Source organism: Brevundimonas faecalis (assembly GCF_040549405.1).
Taxonomy (GTDB): Bacteria; Pseudomonadota; Alphaproteobacteria; order Caulobacterales; family Caulobacteraceae; genus Brevundimonas; species Brevundimonas faecalis.
This window is the reverse complement of sequence record NZ_JBEPTF010000001.1, coordinates 1134415-1150483: the sequence shown is the minus strand read 5'-3', so window position 1 is coordinate 1150483 and position 16069 is coordinate 1134415. Positions and strand designations below refer to the sequence as shown.

Annotated in this window: 16 protein-coding genes; 9 read left to right on the top strand and 7 right to left on the bottom strand. The window is 68.0% G+C overall.

Annotated features, from left to right (window positions below; translation table 11 throughout):
- Positions 1-32: 32 nt before the first annotated feature.
- Genes ABIE19_RS05655 through ABIE19_RS05645 form a run of 3 tightly spaced genes read right to left on the bottom strand, consistent with a single transcriptional unit; the run spans position 33 to position 2440 of the window.
- Positions 33-542 (bottom strand): GNAT family N-acetyltransferase, encoded by a 510-nt coding sequence (locus ABIE19_RS05655; RefSeq protein WP_354088144.1) that lies wholly within the window; start codon positions 540-542, stop codon positions 33-35.
- A 51-nt stretch (positions 543-593) separates the two neighbouring features.
- Positions 594-1370: an enoyl-CoA hydratase gene (locus ABIE19_RS05650; RefSeq protein WP_354088143.1), complete on the bottom strand. Its 777-nt coding sequence runs from the start codon at positions 1368-1370 to the stop codon at positions 594-596.
- Complete coding sequence (locus ABIE19_RS05645) at positions 1367-2440, bottom strand: MBL fold metallo-hydrolase (RefSeq protein ID WP_354088142.1); 1074 nt, start codon at positions 2438-2440, stop codon at positions 1367-1369. Before ABIE19_RS05645 ends, ABIE19_RS05650 begins: the two co-directional genes overlap by 4 nt.
- A gap of 115 nt (positions 2441-2555) precedes the next feature.
- Here ABIE19_RS05645 and ABIE19_RS05640 point away from each other — a divergent pair, with 115 nt between their 5' ends.
- The 4 genes from ABIE19_RS05640 (at position 2556) to ABIE19_RS05625 (ending at position 5886) form a co-directional block, all read left to right on the top strand.
- Entirely contained in the window at positions 2556-3482 is a 927-nt protein-coding gene (locus tag ABIE19_RS05640; RefSeq protein ID WP_354088141.1) for a hypothetical protein, read from the top strand.
- A gap of 104 nt (positions 3483-3586) precedes the next feature.
- A complete protein-coding gene (gene xth / locus ABIE19_RS05635; RefSeq protein ID WP_354088140.1) occupies positions 3587-4372 on the top strand; it encodes an exodeoxyribonuclease III in 786 nt (261 codons plus the stop codon).
- Positions 4373-4375: 3 nt separating this feature from the next.
- Positions 4376-4891 carry a hypothetical protein gene (locus ABIE19_RS05630; RefSeq protein ID WP_354088139.1) on the top strand — a complete coding sequence of 172 codons (516 nt, stop codon included), beginning with the start codon at positions 4376-4378 and terminating at the stop codon, positions 4889-4891.
- A gap of 74 nt (positions 4892-4965) precedes the next feature.
- Entirely contained in the window at positions 4966-5886 is a 921-nt protein-coding gene (locus tag ABIE19_RS05625; RefSeq protein ID WP_354088138.1) for a cobalamin biosynthesis protein CbiG, read from the top strand.
- Positions 5887-6028: 142 nt separating this feature from the next.
- On the opposite strand, the gene recN is transcribed toward ABIE19_RS05625, so the two are convergent.
- Together recN and ABIE19_RS05615 are read right to left on the bottom strand one after the other, a co-directional pair.
- Entirely contained in the window at positions 6029-7726 is a 1698-nt protein-coding gene (gene recN, locus ABIE19_RS05620; RefSeq protein ID WP_354088137.1) for a DNA repair protein RecN, read from the bottom strand.
- A gap of 86 nt (positions 7727-7812) precedes the next feature.
- On the bottom strand, positions 7813-8628 hold the full coding sequence (locus ABIE19_RS05615) for an outer membrane protein assembly factor BamD (RefSeq protein ID WP_354088593.1): 816 nt from the start codon (positions 8626-8628) through the stop codon (positions 7813-7815).
- 255 nt (positions 8629-8883) lie between these two features.
- Here ABIE19_RS05615 and ABIE19_RS05610 point away from each other — a divergent pair, with 255 nt between their 5' ends.
- From ABIE19_RS05610 to pth, 4 genes are all read left to right on the top strand, one after another.
- Complete coding sequence (locus tag ABIE19_RS05610; protein WP_354088136.1) at positions 8884-9819, top strand: ribose-phosphate pyrophosphokinase; 936 nt, start codon at positions 8884-8886, stop codon at positions 9817-9819.
- A 92-nt stretch (positions 9820-9911) separates the two neighbouring features.
- On the top strand, positions 9912-10958 hold the full coding sequence (locus tag ABIE19_RS05605) for a hypothetical protein (RefSeq protein WP_354088135.1): 1047 nt from the start codon (positions 9912-9914) through the stop codon (positions 10956-10958).
- Between the two features lie 170 nt (positions 10959-11128).
- Entirely contained in the window at positions 11129-11731 is a 603-nt protein-coding gene (locus tag ABIE19_RS05600; RefSeq protein ID WP_354088134.1) for a 50S ribosomal protein L25/general stress protein Ctc, read from the top strand.
- Positions 11732-11851: 120 nt separating this feature from the next.
- Positions 11852-12457: an aminoacyl-tRNA hydrolase gene (gene pth / locus ABIE19_RS05595; RefSeq protein ID WP_354088133.1), complete on the top strand. Its 606-nt coding sequence runs from the start codon at positions 11852-11854 to the stop codon at positions 12455-12457.
- 25 nt (positions 12458-12482) lie between these two features.
- Here pth and ABIE19_RS05590 read toward each other — a convergent pair whose 3' ends face one another.
- Entirely contained in the window at positions 12483-14090 is a 1608-nt protein-coding gene (locus ABIE19_RS05590; RefSeq protein ID WP_354088132.1) for a DUF4139 domain-containing protein, read from the bottom strand.
- 4 nt (positions 14091-14094) lie between these two features.
- Positions 14095-15504, bottom strand: coding sequence for a DUF4139 domain-containing protein (locus ABIE19_RS05585; protein WP_354088131.1), 1410 nt, complete (start codon positions 15502-15504; stop codon positions 14095-14097).
- Positions 15505-15621: 117 nt separating this feature from the next.
- Here ABIE19_RS05585 and ABIE19_RS05580 point away from each other — a divergent pair, with 117 nt between their 5' ends.
- The gene (locus ABIE19_RS05580) at positions 15622-16008 is read left to right on the top strand and encodes a DUF2946 family protein (protein ID WP_354088130.1); all 387 of its coding nucleotides are present in this window, start codon (positions 15622-15624) and stop codon (positions 16006-16008) included.
- Positions 16009-16069: the final 61 nt, after the last annotated feature.

Below are 16069 nucleotides of genomic sequence, written 5' to 3'. Positions count from 1 at the left end.
CTATGGGGCGCGCCGCCCTCTGGGGAAAGGGGTCAGCCCGCCGCCCGCACCGGCCCGACAGGGAACACATCCGAGATCGGCAACCACATCACCCGCCGCTGATCCACCGGCCCGGGCAGGATCGCCTCGGGCGCGGACACGAAGCCGAAACGCGAGAAATAGGGCGGGTCGCCCACCAGCAGCACGCCGCCCAACCCCATCCTGCGCGCTTCCTCGATACAGGCCCGCACCAGGTCCGCGCCCAGGCCCCCGCGACGGCTGGACGCCTCGACCGCTATGGGTCCCAGGAAGACCGAACGCGCCGCGCCGACCGTGATGGACCACAGCCGCACCGACCCGATCAGCCGCTCGCCCTCGAAGGCGGAAAAGCCCGCAGCCAAGGCCGCCGCCTCACGCAAACGCTCGGCTGTCTTGGCGAACCGGCCCGGCCCGAAGGCTGCCAGAACCAGGGCGTCGATCGCACGCGCATCCCCGGCCGTCTCTCGCAGAATGCGGACAGGCGGGACGGTTTCAGCCAGGACAGGGGCGGCGACGGCGTTCATGCGCGGCGCCTAGCCCCCCTGCCCCTGCGAATCAATCGTGATTCCGTGATTTCAGCCCAGTTTGGAGAAATCCGGCGCCCGCTTCTGGCTGAAGGCCATGAAGGCCTCCATGGCTTCGGGGCTGCGCATCTGCGCGCCGAAGGCTTGGGCCTCGCGCTGCATCAGGCCCCACAGGGTTTCGGCGTCGCGCATCAGGGCCTTGGTCTTGCGGATCGAATTGGGCGCGCGCGCCGCCAGCCTGTCCGCCAGTTCCCGCGCCGTCGCCTCGACCTGATCCGCCGGCGTCGCGCGATTGGCGATGCCCCAGGCCAGGGCGGTCCGGCCGTCGATGGCCTCGCCCAGGGCGAACAGTTCGAACGCTCGCTGATGGCCGATGGTCGCCGGCAACAGCAGGGAGGACGCGGCCTCCGGCGCCAGGGCCAGGTTGACGAAGGGCACGGACAGCAGCGCATCCTCGGCCACGATCACCATGTCGCAATGCAGCAGCAGGGTCAGGCCGATGCCCACCGCCCGCCCGCGCACCGCCGCCACGGCCGGCTTGTCCAGATCCGCCAGGGCCTTCAGGAAGCGGAACACCCCCATCTGGACCAGATCGCCCTCGTTCTGCGAGCCTAGGGAGATGAAGTCTGCGATGTCGTTGCCCGCAGAGAACGAGTCACCCTCGCTGCGGAACAGGATGACCCGCACCGCGTCGTCGGTCTTGGCCCGCTCGGTCGCGTCGGCCAGGGCCGAATACATGGCCTGGGTGATGGCGTTCTTCTTGTCCGCCCGATTGAAGGCGACGGTCAGGACGCCGCCGTCCAGGTCGATCTTGATGTATTCGCTCATTGGCCTGCCTCCGTCAGTGTCCACCAGTCGACGCCCGCTTCGTCGCGGTTGCGTCGGACCCGCCCTTCGCGGGCCAGATAGTTCAGATGCGCCACGGCCTCGCCGGTCGCCATGCTCAGCACCTCGTCGCCCACCGGGCGCGCGAACAGGGCCGAAAACACATCGACGGCCCTGCACGGCGCCTTCAGCGTCCGTTCCAGCCGCTTCAGCGCCACCTCATGCCCACGGATCAGGGCCTCCAACCGCGTCGTGACGCCATAGAAGGGCTCGCCGTGCGACGGCAGGACGAGCAGGTCGCTCGGCAGCCGCTCCTTCAGCGCCGCCAACGACCGCAACCATTCGCCCAAGGGGTCGCCCTCCGGCTCGGTCGGCCAGACGGAGACATTCGAGGAAATACGCGGCAGAATCTGATCGCCCGCCAGGATGACGCCGTCGCTCTCGCGCCACAGGCAGACATGTTCCGGGCAATGCCCCTCGCCGATCACCACCCGCCAGTCGTCGTCGCCGATACGCAGGACGTCGTTTTCCGACAGGCGCAGATAGGCCGAGGGCATGGCCGCCACCGCCTTGCCGAAGCCGCCGTATCCGGTTCGCCAGCGCGCGATCTGTTCATCGTTCCAGCCGGCCGCGCGGTAGAAGACCTCGCCCTCGTCCGGCGCCGGCCGGCCTTCGTCGGCGATCAGCATCCGCGCCGTCACATATTCCAGTCGCGACATCAGCAGCGGCGCATCGAACCGCGCGCACAGCCAGCCCGCCAGCCCGATATGGTCCGGATGCATGTGGGTGCAGATCACGCGCTTGACCGGCTTGCCGCCCAAAGGCCCGGCCAGCGCCGCCTCCCAACCCTCGCGAGAGGCGCTGGTCTTCAGCCCCGTATCCACCAGGGTCCAGCCGTCGCCGTCCGCCAGGGCATAGACGTTGATATGGTTCAGCGTCATCGGCAGCGGCAGACGCAGCCACAGAACGCCCGGCGCGGCCTCGACCGCCTCGCCCGCCGCAGGAATATCCGCGAACGGATAGGTCAGCCCCCGCTCCACGCGACCTTCTTCCATTGCGACGCCGTCCGCCAAGTCCGTCTCCTATCGAAACCATCTCTTTATGGGGCGAACCTCATTCCGTCCATCGCCTTGACCCGGCCCCGGATGAACGGCAGGAGATTTCCTCCCTTTGACAGGAGCGTCACCCGTGGCTCTGTACCCTCGTTTCCTGGCCGTGCTCGCTGCGGTCGCCCTGACCTCGACCCTTGCTCCGCCGGCCTTCGCTCAACGTAGCCAGAACCCCAACGAACCACAGGCGACTGAAGGTTCAGGCGGCCGCGCCAATCGCGGACGTAGCGAACGCGCCCCCCGCGGTCCTAGCCCTGAACGGGTCCGCGCCGACGTTCAAGGCCACCTGACCGCCTTGGGCAATACCTGCCAGATTTCCGAGGCCAAGCTGCTGGGTCAGTCGGCCGACGCCAACAAGACCTCGATGTACGAAATCGCCTGCGCCACAGGTCCCGGCTATATTCTACTGGGTTCCACGCCCCCGTCGGCGACCGACTGCCTCGTCCTCGCCGCCTCGGCCCAACAGACCCGCGCTCGCGATCCCGAAGCCGACGTCGGCACGCAATGCACCCTGCCGGCCAATGACAATGCTCAGGCCGTCTTCGCCTCCTACGCCAAGGAAGCGGGCATGGACTGCGCCATCGACGGCGCGGCTATCGTCGGCGCGGCCTCGGACGGCGCCATCGTCTATGAAATCGGCTGCGCCGGAACCGAGGGCGCTCGTATCCAGAAATCCGCCACGGGCTGGACGCGCTCGTCCTGCTTCGAGCTGGCCTCGGTCAACACCGCCTGCCGGTTCACCACGCCCGCCGAGCTGGCCGCGACTCTGAAGGGTTGGCTGGCCGGAAGCGAAGCCGCGAACTGCGATGTTCAGCAATCCCGCTTCATGGGCCAGAACGCCAACGGCGTCTTCTACGAAGCGAGCTGCGCCGGCGCCGATGGCGTCATCGTCCGCTTCAACGCCGAAAAGGCCGTGCAGCAAGTCTATCCCTGCGCCACAGCTCAACCGATCGGCGGCGGCTGCAAGCTGACAACCACGCCTCCGGCCGCGACGCCGGAAGCCTGATCGACATCTGATCATCAAACGAAGCGCCGCCGGAGCGATCCGGCGGCGTCTTTGTTTTCAGCGCCCCCTTCACGGTGAACGCGGCTCGCCTTAGCCTTGCGGTCATGCGCATCGCCACTTGGAACGTGAATTCGGTCAACGCCCGCCTGCCCACCGTGCTGGCCTGGCTGGAATCGGCCCATCCCGACGTCGTCTGCTTCCAGGAAATCAAATGCGTGGACGAGAAATTCCCGCGCGAAGCCTTCGAAAGCCTGGGCTACAACGTCGAGACCCATGGTCAGAAGACCTATAACGGCGTCGCCATCCTTTCGAAATTTCCCTTGTCCGACATCCGTCGCGGCCTGCCCGGCGACGATACGGACGAACAGGCCCGCTATCTGGAAGCCTTGATCGAGGCTCCGATCCCGGTGCGCGTGGCGTCCATCTATCTGCCCAACGGCAATCCCGTCGGCACCAAGAAATTTCCCTACAAGTTGGCCTGGTTCCAGCGCCTGCACGACCACGCCAAGGCTCTGCTGGCCTTTGAGGAGCCTCTGGCCCTGTGCGGCGACTACAACTGCATCCTGACCCCGGATGACGCGGCCAAGCCCGAGGAGTGGGCCAACGACGCCCTATTCCAACCGGAAACCCGTGCGGCCCTGAACGCCATGAAGTGGCTGGGCCTGGCCGACGCCCATGAGTTGGGCCGCGAGCCCAAGGGAACCTACACCTTCTGGGACTATCAGGCCGGCGCCTGGCAGCGAAACAACGGCATCCGCATCGACTACGCCCTGCTGTCGCCCCAGGCGACAGACCGCTTCCGGGGTATCGAGACCCACCGCGACGCCCGCGACATGGAAAAACCCAGCGACCACGTCCCCGTGGTGGTCGATCTGGATCTGGAGGCCTGACCCATGGGCGAGACGTTCAGGGTCATCCTGCTGATCGCCCTGACCGCCGCCTTCCTGACCACCGGCGCCCTGCTGCTGTCCTGGTGGATGGAGCCGGAACGGCGACTGAAACGGGCCATGCTGAAGGCGCTGGGCGTCAAGGCCGACACCGACGCCCTGTCGACCGCCGAGGGCCGCGGGGCCGGACTGGACTTCGACGGCGGGCAGGTCGTCGTCCTGTGGAAGCGCGGCGCCCAGGGCCTTGTCTACGCCTTTGACGAGGTCGAAGGCGGCGAGATCATCGTCGACGGCCATGTCGTGGCCCGCGCCCGTCGCGGCGCTGCGCGCAAGGATCTCGACGTCGTCGTACCCGAGGCCGAACAGGTGGTGCTGCGGCTGATGTTCGCAGACCCGCGCCATCCCGAGTTCGAACTTTCCCTGTGGAACGCTGAACTGCCCGCCTCGGCCGGTTCACCCACCGAAGCCCTGCGGCTGGGGCGTCGCTGGTTGTCGCACGTCGAAGCCCTGATGAAGCGCTGATCGCCCTTCCCGGCTGCGCCCCGGAAGGCTAGAACCCCCGCCTCTACTGTTTACCGTGTTCTCAGGAGCCCGCCGTGGCCCGTCTCTTCGACGCCTACATCATCGCCGACTGGACCGCCGCCGAAGGCAAGAAACTGGGCGAGCAGACCCTGTGGGTCGGCGTGGCCAAGCGCGACGTGCGCTTCCGCCTCTATACCGAGACTCACAACGTCGCCACGCGCGCCGAGGGCGAGACCCTGCTCGCCGACCTGCTGGCGGAACACCGCAAGCGCGGCGACCGCGTCCTGGTCGGCTTCGACTTCGACTTCGGCTTCCCCGCCGGCACGGCTGAACGGCTCAAGCTGGACGGCCGTCCGTGGGACGCCATGGGCAAGTTCCTGGCCGCCAACATCGTCGACAAGGCCGACAACACCAACAACCGCTATCAGGTCGCGGCCAAGATGAACCGACTGATGACGGATCAGCCCTGGCCCTTCTGGGGCGCGCCCGCCAGCCAAGCCCAACGCTGGCTGACCACGACCAAGCCGCCCGAAGGCGCCGGCGCCGACATCCCCGAGTTCCGCGCCACCGAACTGGCCGCGCGCAAGGACAAGCTGCCGCCCAAGAGCGTCTGGCAGATGCACGGCGCGGGCGCCGTCGGCGGCCTGACCCTGCTGGGCGTGCCCATGCTGCGCCGCCTGCTGGACAAGCTGGGCGCCTCGGCCGCCGTCTGGCCCTTCAACACCGGCTGGCGTGAACTGACTGAAGCCGACGTCGAGCCCTTGTCGGCCGTCGTGGTCGAGGTCTGGCCCGCCCTGTTCGACGCCAAGCGTCAGGTCAGCGCCGAGGGCGTCAAGGAATACAAGACCCAGGCCCAGGTCCGCGCCGCCGCCGAAGCCTTCGCCCAGATGGACGACGCCGGCGACCTGCAGAAAGCGTTTGCGCCGCCGAAGACCTCGGACGAAGTCCTGGTGGCCCAGGTCGAAAACGAAGAAGGCTGGATTCTAGGAGTCTGAGCCTTTCCTTCTCCCCTTGTGGGAGAAGGTGGCAGGCGTAGCCTGACGGATGAGGGGTGCAGGCTTTTCAGCCATCGCGCTGCCCCTCATTCATCCGAACCCTTCGGCCTCACCTTCTCCCATAGGGGAGACAGACAACGCTCTACCCGATCAGAACCCGCGCCGCCGCCCGCGCCTCGTCGGTGATTTCCGCTCCCGACAGCATTCGAGCGATCTCTTCCTGACGCGGGTGCGGCTCCAGCACGTCGATGGAGGTGCGGGTATGGCCGTCCACGTCGGCCTTGCGAACCTTCCAGTGGGCGTGCCCGCGCGCCGCGACCTGCGGACTGTGGGTCACGACCAGGACCTGGGCGCCGTTCGACAGGCGTTGCAGGCGACCGCCCACGGCCTCGGCCACGGCGCCGCCTACGCCCTGATCGACCTCATCGAAGATCATGACCGGTTGGCGCTGATCCTCGCGGCCGGCCAGGGCCGCCTTCATGGCCAGGGCGAAGCGCGCCAGCTCGCCGCCGGACGCCACGGTGTCCAGCGGTCCGAAAGGCGTGCCGACGTTGGTCGCCACCTCGAACCGCACCGTCTCGACGCCCAGGGGCCCACGACGGCCCTCGATCGGCTCCAGTGTCACGCGGAAACGGGCGCGGTCCAGCTTGAGCGGCCCCAGTTCGTCCATGACGGCCGCGACCAGACGATCCCCCGCAGCCTCGCGCGCCGAGGTCAGCAGCATGGCGGCGACGTCATAGGCCTCGATCGCCACGGCCACGTCGCGACGGGCGTTGGTCAGGGCCTCCTCCCCGTCCTCGATCAGGCGAAGCTGCTCGCGCAGACGCACGCGCAGGGACGGCAGGGCGTCCACCGTGGTGTTCAGTTTGCGAGCCGCGGCGCGCAAGGCGAACAGCCGCTCCTCCGCCTTGTCCAGACGACCGGGCTCGAAGTCGAAGGCGTCCGCGGCGGCGTCGACGGCGGCCACGGCCTCGGTCGCCTCGACCAGGGCCCGATCCACGGCCTCCGCCGCAAGGCCGAGCTTGACGATGATGGGGTTGTCGCCTTCGGCGCCCGCCTGCGCGGCCCTCTGACGGGCGTGCTCGACGGCGCGCAAGGCCGAGGCCAAGCGCTGGCTCAACTTGTCCCCGCCCAGCAGGTTGCGCGCGTCGGCCAGGTCCGCCACGGCCTTTTCCGCCGCTCCCAGGATGGCGCGCTCGCCCGCCAGTTCCGTCTCTTCGTCCGGCTGCGGGTCCAGGGCGTCCAGTTCCGCCAGGTTCAGCGCGATCTCTTCGGCCCTGGCGGCCGCTTCGGCGGCCGAGGCTTCCAGCTCTTCCAGCCGTGACTGAACCGCCTTCAACCGCTCGGCCGCAGCGGCCACGCCGCCAAGCTGAGGTTGCAGGCCGCCGTAATTGTCCAGCAGGGCGCGATGGGTCTTCCAGTCGAGCAGGCCGACTGTCTCATGCTGGCCGTGCACCTCGACCAGCAGGGCGCCGATCTCGCGCAGGGCCGTCACCCCTGCCGCCTGGTCGTTGACATAGGCCCGGCTGCGGCCGTCGGCGGAAACCACCCGGCGCAGAATCAGATCCTCGCCCGGCGAGACCTCGAAGCCGCGCTCCGCCAGGAGTTCGATCAGGTTCGGATCATCCGGCGCGGTGAAGACCGCCGTGGCCACCGCCTGCTTGGCGCCGCTGCGCACCAGGCCGGCGTCGCTCCGCGCGCCAAGCGCCAGACCTAGGGCGTCCAGAATGATGGACTTGCCGGCGCCGGTTTCCCCGGTCAGCACGGTCAAGCCCTGACCGACCTCCAGGTCGAGGGCGTCGACAAGGACGACGTCACGGATCGAGAGAGTGGTCAGCATGGCCCGCGTGATTCGACGTTACGCCCCAATCTAGCTGGAAACAGAAGGGGAACGCAGCGCCTTTCCGCAACCAATCCGCGAAAGGATCAGGCGCCGCCGGGAATCAGACGTTGCAGCCAGCTCTCGCGCTTGCCTTCCGGCTTGACCTCAGGCTGCTGCCCGCGCTCGCCCAGCAGGGCGTAGGCCTCGGCGTACCAGGGGCTGCCCGGGAAGTTGTGGCCCAGGACGGCGGCGTTGCGCGTCGCCTCCTCGGTCAGGCCCAGGGCGACGTTGACCTCGACCAGACGATACAAGGCCTCGGGCGTATGCGAACTGCGCTGGAAGGCCTCGTTGCCGATGACCGTCTTATAGCGGTTCAGGGCCGCCAGCGGCTGGTTGGCGCGCTGATAGAAGCGGCCCACGGCCATTTCCTTGCCCGCCAACTGGTCGTTGACCATGTCGATCTTGACGCGGGCGTCGGTGGCGTAGGACGTGCCCGGATAGCGGCGCGCCACGTCGCGCAGACCCACCAGAGCGGCCTCGGCATAGGCCTGGTCCCGGCCGACGTCCACGATCTGCTCGAAGTTGCAGACGGCCCGCATATAGAAGGCGTAGGCCGCGGACGGATTGCCGGGGAACAGGGCGATGAAGCGGTCGGCCGCAGCGATGGCGTCCTGATAATTGCCGTTCTGATAATAGGCGTAGACCTGCATCAGGATCGCCCGGCGCGACCATTCCGAATAGGGGTGCTGGCGCTCCACCTCCTGGAAATAGTCGACGGCGTCGGTCCAGCGCTTGGACTGCAGGCGCTGATAGCCGGTGTTGTAGAGAGCCTCGACAGGACGCTCTTCATAGGCCAGCCGCTGGCGCGGCTTGTTCCCGGCGCAGGCGGAAACCGTCAAGGCGGCGACGGCGACCGTCATGAGGATCAGGCCGGAACGGGACTTCGAAGCAGGCAAGGGCGACCTCTCATGATGCCTTACGGGACGCGCACGCCCAAAGCGCCGCATCTGCAGATGCGTTCTCTATAACAGCGACCGCGCCCAAGCCAATCCGCCGAAATCTGCGATCCGACAGGAACACGGCTGGACGCCGTCGTTTTCGCCGCCTAGAGAGCGCGTCCAGAAACGCGCCCGCGATTAATGGCGGAGCGATGACGGCGAAAGGATGACCGGTCAATGAAGCTGCTCGCAGGCAATTCGAACCGGACGTTGGCTCAGTCCATCGCCACCCACCTGGATACTCCCCTGACCAAGGCCCAGGTCAAACGCTTCGCCGACAACGAAGTCTTCGCCGTCGTCGAGGAGAACGTCCGCGGCGAGGATGTCTTCATCATCCAGTCGACCTCCTATCCGGCGAACGACAATCTGATGGAAATGCTGATCATGACCGATGCGCTGGTGCGCGCCTCGGCCAAGCGGATCACGGCCGTCATGCCCTATTTCGGCTATGCCCGTCAGGACCGGAAAACCGGCGGACGCACGCCGATCTCGGCCAAGTTGGTCGCCAACCTGATCACCCGCGCCGGCGCGAACCGGGTTCTGACCATGGACCTGCACGCCGGCCAGATTCAGGGCTTCTTCGACATTCCGACCGACAATCTGGTCGCCACCCCTGTCCTGGCTCAGGACATCAAGGAAAACTATCCGCGCGGCGACGACCTGATGATCGTCTCGCCTGACGTCGGCGGCGTGGTGCGCGCCCGCTCGCTGGCCAGCCGTCTGGACGCCGACCTGGCCATTGTCGACAAGCGCCGCCCCAAGGCGGGCGAGAGCGAGGTCATGAACATCATCGGCGACGTCGAAGGCCGCCGTTGCATCCTGTTCGACGACATCGTCGATTCGGGCGGCACCCTGGTGAACGCCGCTCAGGCCCTGATCGACCGCGGCGCAACGGAAGTCTCGGCCTACATCAGCCACGGCGTCCTGTCGGGCCCGGCCGTCCAGCGCGTCACCAACGGCCCGTTGAAGGAGTTGGTGATCACCGACTCCATCGAACAGCCTGACGAAGTTTTGAACTGCAAGAAGATCCGCACGGTTTCCGTGGCGCCTCTGATCGGCGAAGCTATCCGCCGCATCGCAAACGAGGAATCGGTCTCGAAGCTCTTCGATTAACCTTCGAATAACCATTCCCTCAGCGATATAATCCGCTTCCAGTTCCTGGGACGCCTGCGGGCGTCCCGCGTCCGACACGAGGGAATCCGCCGATGTTCCAGGCCTTCTCGCGCCGCGGCCTGTCCGTCGCCGCCATCGCCGCCGCCGCCGTCCTGGCCAGTTGCTCGACGCCGGAGCCCGCCGCTCCGCCGCCCGCGCCGCCTCCGCCTCCGCCGCCCGCCGTCGCCCTGAACGAGAGCGTGGCCCAGGCGGCCTCGGTCTATGTGGCCTTCGTGCGTGACGTCGGTTCGATCCAGGCCGGCTTCCCCGACGCGGAATCCATCCAGGCCGCGATTCGCAAGGGCGCCGCCTATGAACCCGCTCAGCTGTCGCGCGCCATGATCGCCTACGGCTCCATCCTGGCCCTGCAGTCGCCGGAATACGTGGCCGGCGTTCGTCAATTCGCCGCCGATCCGGCCCAGCGTCAGCAGATGGTCGCCCGGATCATCGCCGACCCGGCCTACGCCGCCACCTTGCCCGGCGCCGATTCGGCCGCCGGCCTGATCACCTCGACCATGGGCAAGGACATCGCCTCTCTGACCGCCATCGCCGAGGCGGTCGAAGGCGACGCCTATACCATCCAGGAACGCCGCGATCCGCGCCGCCGCTGGGCCGTTCAGCCCGTGGCCGACCGCGTAGGCCGTCTCGAAGGCGCCAAGACCCTGTCGGTCGCACGCCTGCCTTCGGCCGAGGAAAGCTCCCGTCTCTTCGCCGCCGCCAACAGCGGCTCGGGCCTGGGCCTGGCGCCGGCTCAGCGCGGCGCGCCCTTCACCCCGGCGGTGGTCAACTCCCTGGCCATCGCAGCCCTGGCGGCCCTGGGCGCGGCGGGCGAGGACGCCAAGGTCAATACGGACGCCCTGACGACCGAATCGAACAACGAATTCTGCCTGAACATGTCCAAGCTGATGCTGTTCCAGTGCCTGGCGGCTTCGCGCCCCAGCTATGAGGACATGTTCTGCACCGGCCGCCACATCGTGCGCGACCTGGCGACCTGCACGGCCCAGTACACCGGCCCCGTGCCCGTGGCGACGCCGGTTCCGGAAACCCCGCCGGTCGCGGTCGCATCGACCACGCCGCCGTCCGGAACCGCGATGAACTGAAGCCGAAGCGGGCGGATCAGGCCGGATCAAGCCGGTTTGGGTCCGGGAGCGGTTGCACACCGTCCCCGATCCGTGTAATAGCCCGCGCTCTTGAATTCGAGGGTTCATGACCCCGCCGCGCGGGCCCTTTAAGTTGGCGCGGCGTTACTGTTGTTGTTGAGGCGAGCCCGATGGCCGAGATCATTCTGAACGTTGACGTCCGCGAAGGCGCAGGCACCGGCAGCGCGCGCGCTGTCCGTCGCTCGGGCGCCGTGCCCGGCATCCTGTACGGCGGCGACAAGGCCCCCGTCTCGATCTCGGTGAACGAGAAGGACTTCCGCAAGTCGCTCTACACCGGCAAGCTGCTGGGCCACCTGGTGACCCTGAAGTATGGCGACGAGACCCAGCCGGTCATCGCCAAGACGGTTCAGTTCGACCCGGTTTCGGATCGCCCGCTGCACTTCGACCTGATGCGCGTCGACGAAACTGCTCCGGTGAAGATCGAAATCCCGGTCCACTTCAAGAACGCCGACGAAGCTCCCTACTCGCGTCAGGGCGGCATGCTGGAAGTCGTCCGTCACTCGGTCGAAATCCTGGTCCGCGCCGACCGTATCCCGGAAGAGCTGGTCGTCGACCTGAAGGGCCGTGAGATCGGCGACAACATCCGCATCTCGGACATCCAACTGCCGGAAGGCGCGACCCCGACCATCGGCGACCGCGACTTCATGATCGCCTCGATCAAGAACTCGGCCGCGGCCCAGTCGGACGCCGGCGACACCACCGCCGAAGCCTAAGGCTCTCCGCCTCCCCTCGCCCGCACGGCGGCCTGAAGGGAAGCGAAGACAGGAAATCAGCCCCGCCGGGTTCGCTCGGCGGGGCTTTTCTTTGCCCTCGACGCGGGGCATGAGGTCCGCATGATCATCATCGCAGGGCTCGGCAATCCGGGCGCCAAATACGAAAAGAACCGCCACAACATCGGCTTCATGGCCGCCGACGAGATCGCGCGCCGCTGGTCCTTCGGTCCCGAGCGGGCCAAGTATCAGTCCATCGTCAGCGAGGGCGAGGTCGAGGGGGTCAAGGTCCTGCTGATGAAGCCCCAGACCTATATGAACGAGAGCGGCCGAGCCGTCGGCGAGGCGGCGCGCTTCTACAAGGTGAAGCCCGAGCACGTCATCGTCTTCCACGACGAGATCGACCTGGCGCCCGGTCGCTTCCGCATGAAGAAGGGCGGCGGCGCAGCGGGCCAGAACGGCGTCCGCAGCCTGATCAGCCATCTGGGCGCCGACTTCCGCCGCGCCCGCATGGGCGTCGGCCACCCCGGCGAGCCCCAACTGGTCCACGCCCACGTCCTGGGCGACTTCCACAAGGCCGACAAACCCTGGTTGGACGCCATGCTGCAAGCCTGCGCCGACGCCCTGCCGTTCGCTGTGAACGGCGACGACGAACGCTACCAGGGCGAAGTCATGCGTCTGGCTCCCGCGCCCAAGTTCAGCCCGAGGCAGGCGGCGCGGGGCGAATAGCCCTCTCCCATCGGGAGAGGGTGGATCAATCCGTCGTCGTCCAGGCCGCCTTCAGCGTCGCCGCGCCGTTCGCGGGCACGCTCAGGGTCCAGACCGGATAACCGGTGTCGTCGATGCGGCTGCGGATCGACTGGCTGCGAATGCGGAAACCGCGCGACATGGCCTCGTCAGCGACCAGTTCGACGGTGACCGGTTCAGAGCGGGCGTTGGTGATCGTGGCCTCAACCTCCGTGCGTTCGGTGGTGACGGCGCCCCGTGTCGAACTGTCGGACTTCACCAGCCGGGTCTGCACCCGCACGTCAGGCGATTCGCCGAAGGACAGACGCACGGGTAGGCCCACGCCCTTGTCCACGAAGCGGTCCTGACCGGCCAGCAGGACGCCGCCCGCTCCATCCGGCTGCATCACCGCCACCGACCCGCCCGGCAGGGCCACGCCCAATCCAGCGGCCTCTTCGTTCCTCAACTTCATGACGATCGCCGTCGAGCGCGATTCATCGTCGTCGTTCAGGACGTTCGCCCGATAGACTCGCTGATAGGCCACGCCTTCCCTCTCCAGGAAGCGCACCTGCTTGGTCTGACGCGCGGCGACGGTCGTCGGCTCGGGCAGGGTGTAGATCTTGTAGTCGCCCAATTCGCCCTGACGCGCGACGCGGCTGCCGGTGACGACGATCTCGTCCACGGCCATCCGAGCCATTTCGGCGACCGGCCCCGCCATCATCGGTGGAGGCGGCGGTGCAGGCGGAGGCGGCGGCGGAATTCCATAGCTCTCGCCCGAACCGAGGGTCGTCGTGCCCTGCGGCCAGCACTCGTTCTGCTGATAACGGATCAGGGGTTCCACCGGCACGGTCCCCCCATCCTTGCGCAGCGTCCCGGCCACCACCTGGACCGGCGCATCGGGGAAGCCCGTCCCGCCGAAGTTCGCCAGGGTCAGCCAGCCCGTCAGGTCCAGCGTCCCGTCCGTCGGGTCCAGGCGCGCCACATAGTCCGCCGACCATTGCAGCCCCGTGGTCAGATAGGCCAGGGTGACGGTGTGGCGTCCCGCCCGCTCCGCCCGGGTGCGGACCGACAGGACCGGCTGATCGCCCAGCCCCTCCGGGATCCGGTCGAAGATGACGCGCTCGGTCTGGCCCGAACAGTCCAGGGCCTCGAACCGGCCGTCGATCTCCAGCACAGTCCCCTGCGCGCCCGAACGGATCACCGCGGCCTTCTCGACCTGCTCGCCCGTCGCCGGGTTGGTGCGGACGACCCGCACCACCTCCCCCGCCGACTTCTCCATCAGGGCGGCCGGGGTCAGCAGGTCGAAGTCGGCGTTCCGTTCGACCACATGGGCGGGCAGGCCTTCCAGCACCGCGCTCTGCGGCACGACGCCGGTGGCCAGGCCGCGAAAACGGATGACGCCTTCGCCCGCCGGAAGATCCACGGTCCGGGTTTCGATGATCAGGGCCAGACCCTCGCGGTCCAGACGGCTCCACGACTGCCGGGACCGCTCCATCAGATCGACGGTGTCGACCGGTTGGTCGCGATAGATGACCACCGTCGCCTTGTCGGGGCGGGCGGACACGCTTTCCGTCTGCGCCCAGGCGGAAGGCGCCAGGAGCGTCAGGGCCGTGGTGATCGCCAGCAGGCGGCGCATGGGATCAGCCGCCCGTGGTGATGGTCGCGGTCAGCTTGGTCTCGCCGTTGGCCGGCACAGGCACGCGCCAGACCACAGTGCGGGCGTCGCGCATCTCGCCCTCGATGCTCTGGTCCGACAACTCGGTGTCGCGGCCCAGGCCCCGCTGGCGCAGTTCGACCGTGACCGGCTGCGGCCGGGCGTTCCGCACCGTGTACTCCATGACATGGCGGGTGCGGAAATAGTCCACCAGCCGCTTCGACACGCGCTCGGACGACACCAGGCGGGGCTGGACCGTCACGTCAAAGGCCTCGCCCGTGGTGATGACGATCTCGGAACCGGCGGGCGAATGGTCCACCTGATCCTCGCCGATGAAGCGGGGCTCACCCGCCTCGTCCTTGACGTAGACCCGCATCACCCCGGCCGGCAGGGCGCGCGCCGCGTTTCCGGAGCCGTTGGAGAAGATCACCCCCACCTCGGCCGCGATGGGCTCCTCGGCCGTATAGAAGCCGTCGAAGACGTTGAGGTAGCGCTTGGTCGCCGGCACGCCCGCCGCATCAATCAGGCCGACCTGCTTGGTCTGGGCGTTGGCCACGGTGACGGCTTCCGGCAGGGGATAGACATAGACGTCGGCCAAGGCGCCTTCTCCCCCCGTCTGGGTTCCGTTCCCGCGCGTCGAACGCTGCGGCTGGCCATAGGCGTTATAGCCGCCCTGGTTGAGCAGATTGACGTCGCCCGCCACCACCCGGGTCTGGGCGTTGCTGAAGGTCGCGCCCGAGTTGTTGGTGATCGTCACCCAGCCGGTCAGGTCCAGCTTGCCCGCCTTCTCATCGAAGCGGGCGACATAGTCCGCCTTCCAGGCCAGACCGCTGGTCAGATAAGACAGGATCGTCTCGCGCCGTCCCGCCCCTTCGGCGTCCAGGGTGACGCTGAGCGTCGGGCGCGGGCGCAGGTTCTGCGGCACCCGGTCGAAGATAACCCGCGTCGGCACGCCGTCGTCGCGCAGCACCTCGATCCGGTCGCCGATCTGCAGCACCACGCCCTGATTCGCCGCCAGGACGCGGGCGCGCTCCGTCGTCTGGGTCCCCGAACCGGGATTGGTGCGGACGATGCCGATCTCATTGCCGACAGCGCTTTCCATCAGCTTGCCCGGCGTCAGCAGGTCGTAGTCGAAGTTCTGCTCCACCACCGACAGCCCGCGCCCCGACAGGCCGACCGTCTCGGGCCGGATGCTGGCCGAGACGCCCGGGAACTCCTGCCGTGAACGGCCCGCCGGCACGTTCAGGTTCCGCATGTCCTCCACCAGGGCGATGTTCTGGTTGTAGATGGTCAAGGAGACGCGGTCGGGACCGCCCGGCCCCTCCTCCACCTGCTGGGCGACCGCAGGGGCGGCGAAGAACAAGGCGAGTGCGAAGGGGCCGAGTGCGCGGATCATGAAGTCCCTCGAGTGGCTGTCCGACCGCCACGCTGGCATGGAAAAACAGGCCTTGTCGAGGCCGCGCGGCCGCATGTCGCTCTGGCGGGCGGCCCGCGAACCGGCTAAGCCCCGGTCGTGACCCGGTCCCAGAGCGAAAACTGGTCGCTGACGCGATCGCTGGCCTTCCTGGCCGCGGTCTTCGCCATCGTGATCGGCAGCCTGATGCCCTTCGCGGCCATGGCGGCGGTCCAGCCCGGCCAACCCATCGTCCTGTGCTCGGCCGAGGGCCTGCAGACCATCCAGACCGGCGGCCTGGACGGCCCGATCAAGGAACACGTGGGGGCCAAGTGCGCCGCCTGCGTCATGCCGCTTCTGGCCGCCCTGCCGGAGCCGTCCGCGCCGGAACCCGCGCCCGTCCTGCGCACGACCCAGGCCGTGGTCTACGCTCCCTTCGTCGCCAGTCCCCCGCCGCCCGCCCGGGCGCCGCCGCGACCGCCGTCCCGCGCGCCTCCCCACGCCTGAAAACCAGACCCTGCCCTGATCGCGCCGACGCCGGACGTCGCGTGCGACCGCACATCTGTTT

Excerpts from the sequence above, each read along its gene's own strand:
- xth (WP_354088140.1), top strand. The coding sequence starts at position 3,587 with ATGCGCATCGCCACTTGGAACGTGAATTCGGTCAACGCCCGCCTGCCC.
- ABIE19_RS05605 (WP_354088135.1), top strand. The coding sequence starts at position 9,912 with ATGTTCCAGGCCTTCTCGCGCCGCGGCCTGTCCGTCGCCGCCATCGCC.
- ABIE19_RS05590 (WP_354088132.1), bottom strand. The coding sequence starts at position 14,090 with ATGCGCCGCCTGCTGGCGATCACCACGGCCCTGACGCTCCTGGCGCCT.
- ABIE19_RS05600 (WP_354088134.1), top strand. The coding sequence starts at position 11,129 with ATGGCCGAGATCATTCTGAACGTTGACGTCCGCGAAGGCGCAGGCACC.
- ABIE19_RS05615 (WP_354088593.1), bottom strand. The coding sequence starts at position 8,628 with ATGACGGTCGCCGTCGCCGCCTTGACGGTTTCCGCCTGCGCCGGGAAC.
- ABIE19_RS05610 (WP_354088136.1), top strand. The coding sequence starts at position 8,884 with ATGAAGCTGCTCGCAGGCAATTCGAACCGGACGTTGGCTCAGTCCATC.
- recN (WP_354088137.1), bottom strand. The coding sequence starts at position 7,726 with ATGCTGACCACTCTCTCGATCCGTGACGTCGTCCTTGTCGACGCCCTC.
- ABIE19_RS05650 (WP_354088143.1), bottom strand. The coding sequence starts at position 1,370 with ATGAGCGAATACATCAAGATCGACCTGGACGGCGGCGTCCTGACCGTC.
- ABIE19_RS05655 (WP_354088144.1), bottom strand. The coding sequence starts at position 542 with ATGAACGCCGTCGCCGCCCCTGTCCTGGCTGAAACCGTCCCGCCTGTC.
- ABIE19_RS05630 (WP_354088139.1), top strand. The coding sequence starts at position 4,376 with ATGGGCGAGACGTTCAGGGTCATCCTGCTGATCGCCCTGACCGCCGCC.
- ABIE19_RS05585 (WP_354088131.1), bottom strand. The coding sequence starts at position 15,504 with ATGATCCGCGCACTCGGCCCCTTCGCACTCGCCTTGTTCTTCGCCGCC.
- pth (WP_354088133.1), top strand. The coding sequence starts at position 11,852 with ATGATCATCATCGCAGGGCTCGGCAATCCGGGCGCCAAATACGAAAAG.